Origin of the sequence: Streptomyces sp. NPDC088554 (genome assembly GCF_044752945.1) — a bacterium.
GTDB lineage: Bacteria > Actinomycetota > Actinomycetes > Streptomycetales > Streptomycetaceae > Streptomyces.
Window position 1 is genome coordinate 242,821 of record NZ_JBIVMF010000007.1, and the last position, 16,071, is coordinate 258,891.

9 protein-coding genes and 2 pseudogenes are annotated in these 16,071 nt (G+C 67.0%); 5 read left to right on the forward strand and 6 right to left on the reverse strand.

Features of this window, described 5'->3' with window-relative positions; all coding sequences use genetic code 11:
• The first annotated feature begins 16 nt into the window (after positions 1–16).
• Positions 17–685 (forward strand): recombinase family protein, encoded by a 669-nt coding sequence (locus ACIP8W_RS11460; protein ID WP_402202761.1) that lies wholly within the window; start codon positions 17–19, stop codon positions 683–685.
• Here the strand turns inward: ACIP8W_RS11460 and ACIP8W_RS11465 are convergent.
• Together ACIP8W_RS11465 and ACIP8W_RS11470 are read right to left on the reverse strand one after the other, a co-directional pair.
• The gene (locus tag ACIP8W_RS11465) at positions 679–993 is read right to left on the reverse strand and encodes a hypothetical protein (RefSeq protein ID WP_402152882.1); all 315 of its coding nucleotides are present in this window, start codon (positions 991–993) and stop codon (positions 679–681) included. The two genes, ACIP8W_RS11460 and ACIP8W_RS11465, sit on opposite strands and share 7 nt — an antisense overlap.
• A 23-nt stretch (positions 994–1,016) precedes the next feature.
• Positions 1,017–7,229, reverse strand: coding sequence for a DNRLRE domain-containing protein (locus ACIP8W_RS11470; protein WP_402202763.1), 6,213 nt, complete (start codon positions 7,227–7,229; stop codon positions 1,017–1,019).
• A 467-nt stretch (positions 7,230–7,696) separates the two neighbouring features.
• Here ACIP8W_RS11470 and ACIP8W_RS11475 point away from each other — a divergent pair.
• The 3 genes and pseudogenes from ACIP8W_RS11475 to ACIP8W_RS11485 all read left to right on the forward strand — a co-directional run.
• Positions 7,697–7,882, forward strand: a pseudogene (locus tag ACIP8W_RS11475) (short-chain dehydrogenase); the annotation flags it as partial.
• Positions 7,883–8,498: 616 nt separating this feature from the next.
• Complete coding sequence (locus ACIP8W_RS11480; protein WP_402151775.1) at positions 8,499–9,440, forward strand: phospholipase D-like domain-containing protein; 942 nt, start codon at positions 8,499–8,501, stop codon at positions 9,438–9,440.
• Between the two features lie 107 nt (positions 9,441–9,547).
• A complete protein-coding gene (locus tag ACIP8W_RS11485; protein WP_402151772.1) occupies positions 9,548–10,801 on the forward strand; it encodes an IS256 family transposase in 1,254 nt (417 codons plus the stop codon).
• 52 nt (positions 10,802–10,853) lie between these two features.
• On the opposite strand, the gene ACIP8W_RS11490 is transcribed toward ACIP8W_RS11485, so the two are convergent.
• Positions 10,854–11,366 (reverse strand): AAA family ATPase, encoded by a 513-nt coding sequence (locus ACIP8W_RS11490; RefSeq protein WP_402151768.1) that lies wholly within the window; start codon positions 11,364–11,366, stop codon positions 10,854–10,856.
• Between the two features lie 407 nt (positions 11,367–11,773).
• Between ACIP8W_RS11490 and ACIP8W_RS11495 the strand changes: the two genes are divergently transcribed.
• Positions 11,774–12,631 (forward strand): SMP-30/gluconolactonase/LRE family protein, encoded by an 858-nt coding sequence (locus ACIP8W_RS11495; protein ID WP_402202766.1) that lies wholly within the window; start codon positions 11,774–11,776, stop codon positions 12,629–12,631.
• Here the strand turns inward: ACIP8W_RS11495 and ACIP8W_RS11500 are convergent.
• From ACIP8W_RS11500 to ACIP8W_RS11510, 3 genes and pseudogenes are all read right to left on the reverse strand, one after another.
• A complete protein-coding gene (locus ACIP8W_RS11500) occupies positions 12,628–12,906 on the reverse strand; it encodes a hypothetical protein (protein WP_402202768.1) in 279 nt (92 codons plus the stop codon). The genes ACIP8W_RS11495 and ACIP8W_RS11500 overlap by 4 nt on opposite strands.
• A gap of 38 nt (positions 12,907–12,944) precedes the next feature.
• Positions 12,945–14,657 carry a group II intron reverse transcriptase/maturase gene (gene ltrA, locus ACIP8W_RS11505; RefSeq protein ID WP_402202777.1) on the reverse strand — a complete coding sequence of 571 codons (1,713 nt, stop codon included), beginning with the start codon at positions 14,655–14,657 and terminating at the stop codon, positions 12,945–12,947.
• Between the two features lie 723 nt (positions 14,658–15,380).
• Positions 15,381–15,983: pseudogene (locus ACIP8W_RS11510) on the reverse strand (IS630 family transposase); the annotation flags it as partial.
• Positions 15,984–16,071 lie beyond the last annotated feature (88 nt).

Below are 16,071 nucleotides of genomic sequence, written 5' to 3' on the forward strand. Positions count from 1 at the left end.
GCGGCCGGGCGACACCGTGCACATCTCCGAGATGTTCCGCCTCGTGCGCGGCAACCAGCACATCCTCGACGTCCTCGAAGTCCTGCACCGCGATCAGGTCGCCCTGCGCATCCACGACGGCGCGTTCTCCGCGATGGACCTCACAGCCCGCCACCCCCACACCGGCGAGCTGCTGTCCACCGTGAAGTTCATGGTGCAGACCCTCGCCGCCGCCGGCGAACTCCAACGCGACCTCCAGCGGGAGCTGACCTACGACGGACTGCGCGCCGCCGAGGCCAAGGGCAACAAGGGCGGACGCCGCCCCGCCGTGGCAGCCGACCTGACCGGCACCGTGCGTGCCGCGTACCTGGAGGGCCGCTCCATCGCCGCCCTCGCCCGCGACCACGGCGTCAGCCGCGGCGCGATCCGCACAGCCGTCGCCGACCTCCTGCCCGACCACACCGCCGCCGTCGAAGACGTTCCGGCACCGGAGCTGCCGGTCACCCTCGACATGCCGGGCAGGGTCGCAGACTTCCTCCGCTCCGCCGACCTGGACCCCACCGAGCGCGCCGCGCTCAACCAGGGCGTGACCGTACGGCGCGGCCAGGGCTATACCCTGCGCGTCACCGCCGTCACCGCCGTCCCCGCCGTCACCGCCGTCCCCGCCGTCACCGCCGTCGTCACGTCAACCTACGAAAACTACTGACGCGTTCTCTTCTTGAGGATCCTCAGGACCAGCCAGGCCAGCAGGACCTGGACGATTCCCGCGACGGCGTGCACGGACGGCGCGTACGAGTCCGCGCCTGGGCTGTACTCGTCGAATCCGAAGGCGACCGCGAGCAGCAGGAACACGATGGTCGTCAGGAAGCCCGACGGGAACGTGATGACCGACACGGCGACGGCCGCCGCGTCAACACCTCGCTCCACGCTCAGATAGTCGAGCCCGAACACGACCACCAGATACGCGAGGGCGATGAGCAGGCCGGCTCTGCGGGACAGGCGGGGGATTTTCATGGTTCCTTCTTCTGGGCCGGCCATCATGCGTCGCCCATGAGGTTGATGTAGTGGGTCAGATCCCTGAGATTGTCGATCAGAGGCTTCCACGTGCTCTTGGCCTTCTTCGTGTAGTTGCTCTTGCCGATGAACCAGGCGTCCGCGCCGGGTGGCACGTTGCCGTGGAGCGTGATGCGCATCTGCCCGCTCTTCAGGTGTGTGAAGTAGAAGGAGATGAATCCGGGGTAGTCCGGGTGTCCCCAACGGGTGTTGAAGCGCCAGCCGTTCGACGTGATGCTCTTCACCACGACCGGGAACGCGATCTTGATCCCGGCGATCTTCACCCAGAGGTCCATTTTCTGACCGACGTGGCTGAGTTTCTTCGCGTGCCCGCCGATCGGGAAGACCCAGTTGAAGTTGTCGCGGAACTTCTTCATGTACCGGCTCGCCGACATGTGAGGGTTGCCGACGTTGTACTTCAGCCAGTATTCCCACGTACCGGCCGTGTCGATGCAGTTGACCGGGTCGCCCGAGCAGTAGCCGTAGGCGTTGTCACCGCCGCCGGCCACCGGGTCGTTTTGGAGGAACATACCCGTCGCCGGGTCGTAGCCGCGCGCGCCCATCAGCAGCAGGCCGCCCGGGGTGTCCCCGGCGCGCACCGCCGTGCCCAGCCAGCCGTAGCGGGCCGTGGCCGTCGAGGCGTCGAGGGCGCCGTACTCGTCGAAACGCTGTACGAGCGGCTGGGACCCTGCCGCGAGCGGCAGTTGGACGCTGACGTCGCCGTGCAGGTTGGACAGTTGCAGGACGGTGTCGCCGCTCGCGTTCGTGACGGCGGCCAGGCCGCTGGCCAGGTCGCCGACGTTGCGGCTGACCGTGGTCGTCGTCCCGGCCGTGGCGCTGCTCCAGGCGGGGGTGTCCGAGCCGGAGCGGTAGTGGTGGGCCGTCGTGGAGGTGGTGCTCCACGTGCCGTCCGTGGCCCTCGTCTCGGCGGCGACGGTCGCCTGGCGGTTCGCCGCGTCGAGTCCGAAGGTCTGCCGGGCGCTGTCCTTGGTGATCTGACGGATCTGCTCGCCGGTGAAGTAGCCGGTGGTGGTGCCTTCCGTGCCGGTGGTGCGGCGCCCGAAGGCGTCGTACACCGCCTTGGCGGTGGTGCCGGCATGGGTGGCGGTGATCAGCCGGTCCGCGCTGTCGTAGGTGTAGTCGGTCTGGTCGGTGGTGGTGGTCGTGGCGGTGGTGCCGCAGGGTGCGTCGGCCGCAGTGGCCGTCAGGCCGGTGCGGTTGCTGCGGCTGTCGCCGAAGGCGTACACACGGGTCGAGCACGTCGAACCGGTGTCGGTTCGTGCGGACGTCAGGTGGCCCTCGTTGTCGTAGCCGTACTGGCTGACGACGGTGCCGCCGTCGGTCTGCGCGTGCCCGACCAGTCGGCCGGAGACGGTGTAGTCGCCGTTGTCGGAGAGGATCGTGGCGTGGTTGGCGTCGGTGTACTCGCGGGCGGTCTCACGGCCGCTGGAGTCGTAGTCGATCGCGAGTGTGGTGCCGCCCGGCAGGGTCTCCTTGATGATTTGTCCGTCACCGTCGTATGTGGCGCCGAACCTGCCCGCGACCGAGTCGGTGACCGAGGTCGGCAGCCCTCGCGGATCGGTGGTGGTGTCGTAGGCGTACGTCGTGGTGGATGGGGCCGAGTCGGAGATCTGCAGGGCCCGGTTCAGGTTGTCGTACGTGGTCTTCGTCGTGCTGCCGGCTCCGTCGTCGTAGGAGATTTCGCGGCCGAGGCGGTCGATCGTCGAGGTGATCGTCTTTCCGCCTGAGGTGACCTTGGTCTCCAGGCCCGAGTCGTTGTACGAGATCGTGGTGGTGGGCAGGGCTGTGCCCGTGCCGCCGGTCACCGTCGTCGAGAGGGGACGGCCCGCGATGTCGTAGCCGGACGTGGTGGTGCGGGTGACGCCGTTCGCGGTCTCCGTGACCGTGGCGGCCTGGCCCCAGCGCCCGTAGGTGAACGACTTCGTCACCAACTGGGCTGGGTTGTCCCCGCTGTTGGTGATCGCGCCGCCCGGCGTGATGGTGCAGACCAGGCCCGCCCACTCGGGGTGCCCGGCGCAGTCGCCGGTGGTCGCCCAGTAGGCCGCAGTCGTCGTACCCGCGCTGCCGTCGGCGGAGCCGGGCAGCGTGGTCTTCACCTGGCGGCCGGCCGAGTCGTAGGAGGCGCTGGTGGTGACGGCCTCGCCGCTCGGGTCTCGGATCTCCTTGAGAGTCAGGCCTGTCGTCCAGTCGAAGACCGTACGCACGGTCTCCGCGTCGGCGTCGGCCGGGTAGCCGTCGATCAGCGCGCCGCTGGTCTCGGTGGTGAGTTCATCGGCGACGGGTGAGCCGGCCGGGCGGCCCTCGTCGTAGCTGAGCACGGTGTGCTGCCGGGCCAGTATCTCGCTGCCGGCCGGCAGGTCGGTGCCTCCGGTGGGCGCGGTGACCTTGTTCTCAAGGGTGACGGTGTGCAGCGGGCCGCTGCTCTCCCGCTCCAGAGATGTGCCACTGGCGCCGGTGGCGAAGACGCTGATGTCGGAGAGCAGCAGGGCCGCCTGGGCAGTGCCCTCCGCCGGGGTGGCGGCCTCGGCGCGGACCTTGTCCAGCTCCGCCGCGAGCCGCGGGTCATGGCTCGTGGCGGAGCCGAGGGCGATCTCGCGGTTGGCCGCGCTCAGATCGCGGACCTGGTTGCCCTCCTCGTCGTACTCACTGGTGGAGATGTGCCCACCGGGCTCGGCGACGTTGACAGTGTTCAGGTCGTCGTCGAGATAGTTGATCGTGGCCCGCCGGTAGTCACCGGAGGCTAGACTCGCGCCGGTGTTGGCGGCGGGCACCTGGTCGGGCGGGAAGACGGCGGTCGCACTGGTGGGCAGGTCTCTCTGTCCCCAAGCCGCCACTGAGGCAGTGTTCAGCTGGTAGGGCGCGGCGGTGCCGGACACGGGTACGCCGTAGACGACCGACGTCGTGGCGGTTCCGTTGGTGCTCTCCGCGGAGCCCGGTGTCAGGGTCGGCCGGGACACCTTGAGCAGCTTGCCCGCCGGCCCGTTGGCGTCACCGCCCGCGCTGTAGCTGAGCGTCCAGGGCAATTCGCCCGCAGGCGTATAGGTGGCGACGCGCTTGGCGCTGTCGTAGGTGTATGTCTCCTTCTGAGTGGTGGCGAGCCGGGGATCCCACGCCTCACGCAGCAGACCGTTGGTGTCGTAGGCGTAGCTGCCGACGACGGTGGCGGTGGCGGCCGAGGCGCCCGGGTCGGTGACCCATACTTTCAGCTGCTTCACCTGGTCCTTGAAGTCGCCGAGAGCGCCGGCGGTGGCGCTGGTCGACGTCGCGTACACGAACTCCAGCACCCGGCAGCCGGCCTTGCTCGGAGTGACCGCGCAGACGGTGTTGTCCTGGTCGACCGCCTTGTTCGGCGAGACGACGTACTTGGGCCGGGCGAGCGTACGGGTGCCGACGGTGACGGACTCCGAGACCACAGTGGTGGTGGAGTCGTCGGTCAGCTGCTGGCTGGTGCGCAGCGTCCAGGCGGCGGCACCGGTCGCGGTCCGCCTGAAGGTGGAGACGGTGCCGGTCGTCGTGTTCTTCAGAGTGAACGTGTCCCCGGCTGCGGCGTCGGTGAGAACGCCGGTCAGCGTCAGCTGCTCGGCACCGGGCTCCGGCGTCCAGCTGGTGCCACCGGCGAACGTGAACGCGACCGAACTGCCGTCCGCGTTCAGGAGAGACACGGAGGTGCCAGAGGTCTTGGTCAGGCTGCTGTAGCCGACCCCGGTGGTGGCCGTCACGGACGACACCCAGCCCGGCCCGAACACCGCGGCCTGGCCCGCGGCGTCGGTGTCGACGGCGCGCGAGGAGAACGTACGGGACACAGCGGCGTCGAACACCGAGGCGTCATCGGCCGTCAACGAGAAGTCGCCGGTCAGCAGGTTGACGCTGCCCGGGCCGATGTTCTGCTGCGGCGCTGAGCCACCGTTCTGGTCAAGGGTGACGGTGACGGGAGCACTGGAGGCGCTGGAACCGCCGCTGTCGGTGAAGACGGCCCGCACCTGTACCGAGCCGTCGCCCTCGGCGGCGAGGGTGTCGTCCAGATGCCAAACGAGCGGCACGGACGCCCCACCGGTCACGGCGACGGGCCAGGAGGCCACGGCGGCCGAACCGTTGGAGACATCGGCGACCGGAACCGGGTGCCAGGAGTCGGCGGAACCTCGCCGGTACTGCCAGCTCGCACCAGTGAACGAGGTGTTACCGGTGGCGGTCAGATCGACGTCGGACACGGTCCAGGCGCCCTCACGGGGAGAGGTCACACCGAGCGATCCGTCCCCCACCCCGAAGGAGTAGGAGGTGGTGGCAGCCGAGAGGTTCCCGCCGGAGTCGATGGTCCGCGCACGCAGCACGTGCGGTCCGTTGCTGGGCGTGATGGTGACGGTCTGGGCGTCGCCCCCGTTCCCGTTGGTGGTGTCGAGCGCCCGCTGCCCGAGCACAGTCGAGTCCAGGCTCCACTGGTACCCGGCGCCGTCGGTGCTGGCAGCGTCGATCGTGCAGGGCACCCCACCGGCCGCCTTAGGCGTCCAGACCCCCGCCGGATAGGCGGCGCAGGTGATCACGGGGGCGTCGGGCAGCGCGGTGTTCAGCACGAACGGGCTGTACGAGGACCACGTCCCGTAGTCCGTCCCGTCGTACCCACGCGCCCGGAACCGCAGGTGCCTGCCGGCGGGCAGCGCTGAGGCGGCGGGTATGGCGAGGGTGGCAACAACACCGGAGGAAACGTTTCCGCTGGTACCGGTGTAGGCGTACGTGGTGTCGGCATAGTCGGGATCAGGGCTGATCTCGAACTGGCCCTTCACGCTGGACCCGTCGGGGTCGGAGACCTTCGCGGACAGGGTCGGGGTGAGCGAGGTGGCGTACCGCACACCGTTGTACGCGTTGACAGTGGAAGGCGACACAGCGGCCGAAGCCGGCTTGGCCGGGTAGGAGTTGTAGGTGACGGTGAGTTTCGGGGCGTAGCCGGTGGTGGTGTAGTTGGCGGAGCGGAAGCGGCGCCAGGTCTTGGAGTCGGTTTCGCTGGTGCCATAGACCATGACGCCGTAGTTGGGGCTGCCGTCGGCCCAGGCCTGGACGATGGCGTCGATGTCCCAGTTGGACCAGGCGGCCGGGCAGTCCGAGGAGTAACCGCGCGGCACCAGGTTGTTCACGGCACCGGTCCCGGACGACGACGGCCGGGTACCCCAGGTCAGCGAGGTCGAGGACCAGTCAGAGGTAATCCGGCGGACAGTGGTGCCCGAACCGTCCGTGGCACAGGTCGAGGAGTAGTAGCTGTACAGAGCGAAGTTGGTGTCGGTGATGTGCTTGCCGGCGAACTTCGACACATCGAACTTCAGGAACGAACGCGCCAGGTCCGCACCACCGTCATAGGTGCCCGACTTCAGCTCCTGCGAGGAAACCTGCGAGTCCGGGTAGTCAGGAGTCTGGATCCAGGTGTCCGTGGTCACCGCGAGGGTGGACGTCGGGTCCACCGTCACCGGATAAGTGAGGGCGGGATCGGCGAGGAAGTCCGCATCAGGGGTCAGGACCAGCGTCTGCGCACCGTCGGCGGCAGTCTCGACCTTCGTGTCGACCCGGGCCTGGTACTCCGGCTCCCCTGAGGAATCGTTTCTGCTGGAGTCCCACATCACGGGCGCCGGAGCCTCGGCGACCAGCTTGCCGCCGGAGTCCTTGAGCAGCAGGTGCCCGGAGGCGACCTGGGACAGCTTCAGCCCTTCCAGGTGCATCGGGATCCGGTAGGACACCGCACTGTCCGGTGCCTGGTCGAGGACCACGTTCTGCGAGAAGCCCTGTGCGAGCGCGCTGACCGTCAGTTCCTGCCCGTCGCCCAGGTCGTAGGAGGCGGTGTTGTCCTTGACCGTGGGGGTGGGGAGCTTGTTCTCCCAGCCTATCCCGAACGACGTTTTCCCCTTCGACACCGACGCCAGCGCCGTGTCGCCGCCGTCCGAGACGGAGATGTCGGCGACCGTGGCCTCCGGGGTCAAACTGTCCCCGGTGTCCGACAGTGACGTATCGATGTCCTGCCACGCCCCGTCCTGCTTCACCCGGACCGGACCGGCGAACGCCTCTGTCTGCAACTCCCCGGACGGCAGCGCGTATGTCGTCGAATCCCCAGCCCGTTCCGACGTCACCTCGATTCTGCGCCCCTGCAATCGGGCCATCAGCAACGCCGCAGCCACCGAATCAGCCGACGATGCCACCGACTTGATCATCGAAACCGCAGGCGCTGGCGATGACACCTCATTAGGGACGGCGGCAAACGCTGCGCCCGACTGCAGTGACAGAAACGCCGTTTCGGCGACCAGAGCCACCGCGATCCCCAAGGCGATGCGTCTCTGCGCACGCCCGGTCGGACGTTCCCCCAGCGGTGACGTTTTCCACCGCGTCTTTCTCGCGCTCACGTGCTCTCTCCCACCCGATTACTTGATCTTCGCCGAAACTCCATAGTTGGCAAAGGTTCTCCATCACACAGGAAGTGATCGACTTCAACAAGTAAAGATTGCAAATGTTTCTTGATCGTGATCAAATCCGGGCACCATGGTTCTGGCCAGGTAAATTTAGTGATATGGAGAAATTGCCGACAACTCAAATACGATTACAGCAAAGGAAGTTGCAACTACTGGGGAGAATCGATTGGCCGGTGAACGCCGATGCCACATGCACTCGGATCGCGACGACGCATGCCGATGAAGCCCGCCGCCCCACCCGCCCCCTCGCTTTGGTCACCGGAGTGGGGCGCACTGCCGGGATCGGTGCTGGAATCGCCCGCAGTTGGCGGCGTGGGGCTGGGACATCGCCTTCACGGACTGGAGCCAGTACGACGCGCGCATGTCCTGGCCCGTGGGGCCCGGAAGCGGCCTCCAGGTGATCCGTGGTCTCCGGAGGGATGAGCGATCACGAGTAGCATCCGGCCCCGCACCGCGACAGACACCTGGAGCAGGACTGTTGTAAAGCCTGACGATCTTGAACCGCTACTGGTCGGGTCAGCCCGAGGAGATCAAGCGGGCGACGGAAGGGCTCGTAGGACATCTCACGGATCCCGACGGCGATGATGTTGGCATGGCCTGCCGCTCGCAGGACGTTGACGGCGAAGCTGCGGAGCGTGGCCATGTTCTGCGGCCCGTATCCGGTGCGAATCTTCGTGGCGAGGTGCCGGTAGCGGCCTCACTCCATGATCCAGTTGCCCGGCAACCCGCAACACCACCGATGCGGCCAATGCGCTTCAACTGCCGCTCGTCTGTGCTCGGGCTGCGCTGCCTGGTCCTGTGTCGCAGTCTGGAGGTATGACTGCGGCAATCGTCGTGCATCCGTACGGACGGGTACCTCGGCACACATACGGCAGCATATTGGTCTTGGTGCCACAGCATTCGAGTTCCTCCGGCGCACTGGCGAGGTGAAGCCTGCGACTGGCCGAGGCGGGAGCGAAGGGTGTTCCAGACGAATGGTCGGGTGAGCGAGGAGGCGTGGGTATGAGGGTGCAGGGCAGTTCCGGACCCCTGCGGGTGCAGGCCATCGCCGGGAGTTATGTGGTGGTGTTGGGGTTCGACCACGATCGCGCTGCCATGGATGGTGTGCTCGGTTTCGGGGTCGAGCAGTTTGATCACACCGAGGGCCAGCACCGTTGGCTCGACAACCGCATCCGGTTTCCGCAGGCGAGGCGTCGGTGGGGGTCGAACTGGAATCCGTTCCAGACCTTCGCGTGGGGTGACTACCGCGCCAAGCCAGGGCACGTCTACACCTACCGCGTGCACACCATGACCGGAACTCCGGGGCAGGAACTCACCCCGGTCTCGACCGTCGAGCTTCAGGTGCAGACCGGGGAGCCGGGCGTGCACGGCGTCTGGTTCAACCGTGGCGTGTATGCCTCGCAGGCCTACGCCGAACGCTTCAGGAACCTCCACCCCCGCGAGGTCGCCAACCGGGAAGCCTGGCGATGGTTGTCGCGCGGTCTCGAGGAGGCGCTGCTCTCCTTCATCGGCACCGCGGACAGCGACCGCTGGCAGCTGCATGCCGCGCTGTATGAGTTCAAGTACCTGCCGGTGCTGGAGGCTTTTCGGGTGGCCGCGAGCACGGGCGTGGACGTTCAGCTCGTCGTGTTCGACCATCCGGACAACCGTGCGGCGGTGACCGCCGCCGGTATCGACGACCTGGTCGTCACTTGGCGGGCCCACGCTCAGATTCCGCACAACAAGTTCGTGATCGCGAGCCGCGACGGTGAACCTCGGGCCGTGTGGACCGGGTCGACCAACATCACTGAGAACGGGATCTTCGGTCAGTCGAACGTCGGACACACCGTCACCGAACCGGCCATCGCCCAGCAGTACCTCGACTACTGGGCGCAGCTCGCCGCCGACCCCACCCCTGGCACCCTCAACAACTGGGTGGACGCCAACAACGAGCAATGCTCATGACCTGTGGATCGGCCTCAGGGTGGACGCGAAGGGCGTACCTTCCCGAGTGATCGACTTCTGGACATCGAGTAGGCCGACGTTGCACCGTCGGTCGGGAAGGCACGCCCGTGCTGAGCGTAGTGAATGCCGATGGAGCGACCGAGACCGGTTCCCTGATCGACGACATTGTCCGCGAGGGCGCGAGGCGGATGCTGGCCGCTGCCCTGGAGGCGGAAGTCAACTCCTATATAGCCGAGTTGACCGATCAGCGTGATGGTCACGGGCGTCGCCTGGTGGTCCGCAACGGCTATCACCAGCCCAGGAAGGTCACCACCGCGGCCGGATCGGTGGAGGTGAAGGCACCGAGGGTGAACGACAAGCGCGTCAACGAATCCACTGGCGAGCGCAAGCGGTTCTCCTCGGCCATCCTGCCGCCCTGGTGCCGCAAGTCCCCGAAGATCAGTGAAGTGCTGCCCCTGCTCTATCTCCATGGCTTGTCCTCCGGCGACTTCGTGCCGGCGCTGGAGCAGTTTCTCGGCTCGACGGCTGGCCTCTCACCCGCGACGGTCACCCGGCTCACCCAGCAATGGCAGGCCGACCACCAGGCGTTCGGCGAGCGCGATCTGTCTGCCAGCGACTACGTCTACGTGTGGGCCGACGGCATCCACCTGCGTATACGCCTGCGGGAGGCGAAGGCGTGCGTGCTCGTGCTGATGGGCGTTCGCGCGGACGGCACCAAGGAGCTGATCGCGATGAGCGACGGCTACCGCGAATCTGCCGACTCCTGGGCGGATCTCCTGCGCGACTGTGCGCGGCGAGGGATGCGCGCTCCCGTTCTCGCGGTCGGCGATGGGGCGCTTGGATTCTGGAAGGCCATGGCCGAGGTCTTCCCCGAGACGCGCCATCAAAGATGCTGGGTTCACAAGATCGCCAATGTCGCGAATGCTCTGCCGAAGTCCGCCCAGCCCGGTGCGAAGAAGGCTCTGCAGGAGATCTACAACGCCGAGGACCGGGAGCACGCCGTGAAGGCGGTCGGGGCGTTCGCCGAGACCTACGGGACGAAGTTCCCCAAGGCCGTCAAGAAGATCACCGACGACGTGGACGAACTGCTGGCGTTCTACGACTTCCCCGCCGAGCACTGGATCCATCTGCGGACCACGAATCCGATCGAGTCGACCTTCGCCACCGTCCGCCTGCGCACGAAGGTCACCAAGGGTGCCGGCAGCGCGGCCGCCGCCCTGGCCATGGTTTTCAAGCTCGTCGAGTCCGCCCAGGCCCGCTGGCGGGCCGTGAACGCACCTCACCTCGTCGCCCTCGTCCGCGCCGGAGCCCGCTTCGAATGCGGCCTCCTCGTCGAACGCCCCGAAGTCCACGCAGCCTGAGCTGTCCCACGATCCAGAGATACCTGACTACTGATCTTGCATCGTTTGAGGTTCAGGCTGGCGCGGAGAGGAATTCAAGGGCCGTCGCGACGTTCGACGACAGGTCGGTCATTGCATCCAGCACCAACCGGTGATCGGCCCACGAGGCGAACTCCTCTCGCAGACGTTCCACGACCTCCCACGCCGGCTCAGCGAAGCCCTCGATCCCTCGGGACCGGCTCTCCAACCGACGGCGGTGCACCACGGGATCCGAACACATCACCTCGATGAACACCACCGGCACACCATGACGAACCGCCAGCGACCGCCACTGCCCCCGCGCCGCCTCTGCGGCGTTGACCGCATCGACGATCACGGTTTGGCCCATGCCGAGCACGCCATCGGCGACGGCCTCGGCCACGACATACGCCGCCAGGCCCGTGGGCTGGTCACGGGCCACCCCAGCACGCCACATCGCCGCCTCGATCGGGTCCACGGACACGACCGGAGCAGCCAGCCTGCGCCCCAGCGCCTCGGCGACCGAACTCTTCCCGGCACCGGGCAGCCCGGCCATCGCGATCAACATGACGCCACCCTCGCACGCCCGACCGACCCGCCGACCATCAACGCCAGAACGGCACAGGCATCCGCACCCCGAGTCATCAAGTCACGCAAGGCATCCACAGGAATTGACAATTACTCCATGCTTTTTTTTTCCCGCGACGGCACCTTCTACGAACCCCGCACGCCCACGGACGTCAAGCTCGCCACATAACCCCAGCAGGCCCGAACCACCCCAAACCCAACCTGGGCGCCTTGACGAAAGACATAGAGGCACCCCCCGGCGGACCGCGCACCCGTCGGCCGTCAGTCGGCTTTTCCCAACCGGTCAGACAGGTATGTGTCGCATCGTTGATCATGGGGGGTGATTGTGTACGGGGCACACGCCCACGTAGAAATGCCAGTACCAGTGGTCTGGCGAGAGGGACGGGCATGCGCGCGCAGGAGTGGACCGGAGTCGTCACGTATCACGGGGAAGGGCCCGGCTGGGACCCGGCGACCGGGCAGTTGAGGATCGTCGACATGCTCGCCGGTGACCTGCTGACCTTCGCCGCCGACGGTTCCGGCGCGTACACCAGGCTCCGGCTCGGATCGGTCGCCGCCGCCTGGCGGCCCCGGCGCTCCGGCGGGATCGTCGCCGCCGTCGAGCGCGGCTTCGCGCTGGTCGGCGCGGACGGCGCGGTGACCGTCGCGGACGAGCTGTGGCAGGACCCGGAGATCCGGATGAACGACGGCGCCTGCGACCCCGCCGGCAACTTCTACTGCGGGACGATGGCGTACGACACCCGCCCCGGCGCCGGTACGGTGTACCGGCTCGCCCCCGACGGCACCACCTCCGTGGCACACACCGGGGTCACCATCTCCAACGGCCTGGTCTGGGCCCCGGACGGCACCTTCGCGTACTACGTCGACACCCCCACCCAGACCGTCGCCCGGGTGACCGTCGACCCGGCGACCGGCCGGTTCACCGCGCTGGAGCCCTGGGTCACCATCGACCCCGCGGACGGCTCCCCCGACGGCATCACCCTGGACGCCGAGGGCGGTGTGTGGGTCGCGCTCTGGGGCGGCTCGGCGGTGCGCCGCTACGCCCCCGACGGCACCCTGGACGAGGTGGTCGAGGTGAACGCCCGCCAGGTCAGCGCCTGCGCGTTCGGCGGGGAGGACTACCGGCGGCTCTACATCACCACCTCGCGCCAGGACCTCCCGGACGGCGAGGACCCGGCGGCGGGCGCGGTGTTCACCGTCGAGCCGGGAGTCTCCGGGGCCGCGCTCCTGCCGTACGCCGGCTAGTGACCTGGTTCGGAGATGCGTGAGCAGTAGCGGCAGATGCGGTCGAGGATCTGGTCGGCGGTCTTGGTCCATTTGAAGGGCCGGGCATCGTCGTTCCAGACCTTGATCCAGCCTTCGAGTGCGGCCTTGAGGTCGTCGAGGGAGCAGAACACTCCGCGCTCAAGGCAGCGCCGTTCCAGCTCGGCGAACCACCGCTCGTCGGGTAGGACCGCTGCATTGCTGCAGCGGTCCCCCCTCAGAACCGGCCGTGCCCGCTTTCCGAGCAACCGGCTCAAGCAAGCCCCTTGGGCTCGCGGGCGAACAGAAGTGCTGGTCACCGGCCGGGGCCAGTGGCCAGCCGACGCTGGCAGCGGGTGTGTATCAGGCGTGAGGCGGCGGGTTTGTCCGGCTTGCCGTTGCCCGCATCGGTAGCGATCGCGTGTTTGCGGATCGCGGTGCGGGTGACCTTGAGCCACTGCTCCCACTGGTCGGTGGTTTGCGGCTCATGGTCGGCGTGCAGCAGCAGCCCTCCGCAGAGCGGGCATCGGCCGTCTTGCATCTGCAGCAGATACAAGGTGCCCTTGCCCAGCGGGAGTTTGCCGCGGCGGCGCCGCTTGGCCCAGAAGTCGGCCAGGGCGGGATCGTCGGTTGACGCCCTCCCTGGCACCATCCGGTGCCGGACGATCGGCGTCCAGGCGAACTTGTAGAGGTAGAAACCGCTGGTGCGGTCCCCGAATACCCATGTGTCCTGCCTGAACGGGTTGAACATGCCGAAGTACCGGGCGGTCACCCAGCGCATCGGCTTGTTCGGGTGGGAGAACTTGGCCCACTTGTAGACCAATCTCCACACGTAGGCGTCCAGCGAGTTGAACGCCCGCTTGGACACCCCGATCCGGTAGTAGGCGGCCCAGCCCTTGATGATCGGGTTGAGCTTGGCAATCACCGCGTCGGCGTTGGCCCCTCGCAGGGCCAGCACTTCGGCGGCAAGCCGTTCCCGGATCCGCCGCAGGGCCGCGTTGCTCGGCTTGGTCAGCAACTTTCCGCGATAGCGTCGGATGTTGAACCCCAGGAAGTCGCAGCCCTCATCGAGGTGGACAATGCGCGTCTTGTCCTCGTTGAAAGCCAGCCCCCGGGGCGCGAGCCACGCGGCCAGCCGCGCCTTGACCTGCTCGGCCTGTTCCCGAGAATGACACAGGGCGAGAAGGTCGTCGGCGTAGACGACCAGAACCGGAGAATCGCGCGCCAGAATCGTGGCATCACTGCCGAGAGCCTGGTAGCGGACTCCAGCGGCCTTTCCCATTCCGTGCAAGGCGATGTTCAACAACGCGGGACTGATCACCCCGCCCTGGGGAGTTCCCTCCACCGTCGGGGTGAACCAACCTTTCTCGACCACACCGGCCTTCAGCCATCCGGCAACCATTCCCCTCGCGGGAAAGTTTCCCAATGACGCGAGCAGGTGATCGTGGTCGATTCGGTCGAATGCCGCTTTCAAGTCAGCGTCGAGCACCCACAGGCGTTTGGCATTCTTGCCGCTCGCCGTCGTGTGGATGGCAACGATCGCGTCATGGCAGCCGCGACCGGGGCGAAAGCCGTAGACCTTCGGCTCCAGCCGTGCCTCCCACTCGGGCTCCAGTGCATTCAGCGTCAGAGCTTCTAGGCATCTGTCTGCGATCACGGGAATTCCGAGTGGGCGCTGTTTTCCATTCGCCTTGGCTATATACACCCGCTTGACGGGCTGGGGCTTCCATGGGGCCGCGTCACGCTGGACCCAGTCGGCCAACTCGGCCTTTCCCTGGGGCAGCAGGACGACTTTCCCGTCGATGCCCGCCGTCTTGCGGCCAGCGTTGACCTCCGTGACCCGCCGCACACTCGCGAGTGTGTTGGCGCGGGAGCGGAGCATCAACTTCTGCAGGTTCCTGACCTTGGCCAGGTCTCCTGCCTGCGATGCCGTAAAGATGCGTTGCCGCAGACGCCGTACGTCGTCCTCGACCTTCCGCCAGTCGATCGACGGCCAGTCGGTGATCTCGTCCTCCGGTCCGTTCGCCATGCCGGCTGCGGTCGCAGCGGCTTGCGCCGCCCCAGCCACGTGTGTCGTCACGGCGTCCAACTTGCCCTTCGGTTCAGGTGTCTTTGGTCATCGTTTCTTCACGGGCTCACCAGACCCACGTCAGCACCCTTTCAGGTCGGGGCATCGGCCCCTATCCGGCCAGTTATGCGGGAACCGCCGACGGAGGTGTGGGCATATGGTTCCCGGTTTCCTGCTGCCTTTCGGCGACCGGCATTCGCTTGCTGGGTCTTCCTGCGCCCGCTGGAGAGTTGGGCCTTCCTCACGGTTGGCTTACCAGGCCAGAACTGCATTGCCTGGACTCCATCGGGGTTGTCACGTTCCGCATGAGAGAGATGCTGCCGGGGAGGGCGCCCTCTGCACCCCGGGGACGGCGGTGCACTCCCGACCGGTCAAGTATCTTCAGTCGGCGCCTGCCGCTTTCCAACGGCCAGTCCCTATCTCCCGCTGAAACAATCCATCGGCGAGAGTGATCATGACGAGGCATCATCAAGGGTTCATTTGCATTCACCCGTCCGGCATTTCCCAGCCTGTAACCCCCGGATGGAACGAGGATCCTTGGGCATTTCCTCAGGCTTCGCACCCCGCGATTACTCGCAACGCACGCTGAGGCGGGAACGAGCCTTGCACACTGGCTCGGGTCCTACACCTTCGACATCTGCCGAACCTCCTTGGTGATTACCACTCTTCTCAAGCGACTTCGTGTCGCACGACCTGGTTGATCCACGACGAGTAGGTGGGGGTGAAGTGGAGCTGGAAGCGGGGGTGCGCGAGCAGCCACTTGTGCACCACAGGCGCTTTGTGGGCGGAGAGGTTGTCGCAGATCACGTGGACCGCCAGGCCCTTGTCGGTCTGACGGTCGATCTCATCGAGGAAGTCACGGAAGTCCACTGCCCGGTGCTGCGCGGACAGTTTTGTGATCACCTTGCCCGTCGCGGTGTTCAGGGCGGCGAACAGGTCGACGGTGCCGTGCCGGACGTAGTCGAAGCTCCGGCGTTCGGGCACTCCCGGGATCATGGGCAGTACCGGTGCGGTCCGCTCAAGGGCCTGGATCTGCGGTTTCTCGTCCATCGCGAAGACCACGGCGTTGGCCGGCGGAGCGAGGTAGAGACCGACGACGTCACGGATTTTGTCGATCAGGAACGGGTCTGGGGAGATCTTGAACGTTTCCGTCCGCCACGGCTGCAGCCCGAAGGCGTGCCAGATCCGCAGCACACTGGCCGGGGAGATCCCCACAACCTTGGCCAGCTCCCGCTTCGACCAGTGCGTCCCACCCGCGGGTGTTTGTTCGAGGGTGCGGATGTCAACGGCCTCGTAGTGCTCCCCGTGGGCGGCCAGTGATCTTCCCCGCTGGTGGCCTCGTGGGTGTCCCTGGTGGCGGCCAGATAATCTCCCC